Origin of the sequence: Paenibacillus sp. SSG-1 (assembly GCF_002224835.1) — a bacterium.
GTDB classification, from domain to species: domain Bacteria; phylum Bacillota; class Bacilli; order Paenibacillales; family Paenibacillaceae; genus Paenibacillus_AQ; species Paenibacillus_AQ favisporus.
Map to the genome: position 1 here is coordinate 1 of NZ_MBRK01000005.1, position 291 is coordinate 291.

A 291-nucleotide genomic window follows, 5' to 3' on the forward strand; every position below is an offset into this window, starting at 1 on the left:
CACGTCCTTCATCGGCTCCTAGCGCCTAGGCATCCTCCGTGTGCTCTTAGTAGCTTAACCATTTGACTCCTGTTTTGTCCGATTCGTTTTCTTGTTTTGCGCAAGCGCAAAGCCAAAGGCTCTCATCGTTCAAAACACTCGTCTGCTACTTTTTTCTTCTTGGTCTTTCAATGAAGACACAAGCAGCTAAAAGGATATTTCTAAAACGCAGATTCGTTTCGTTATCTAGTTTTCAAGGATCAAATCATCCAGTCTCGCGACCGGACTTATATCATACCAAATCCCGAATCG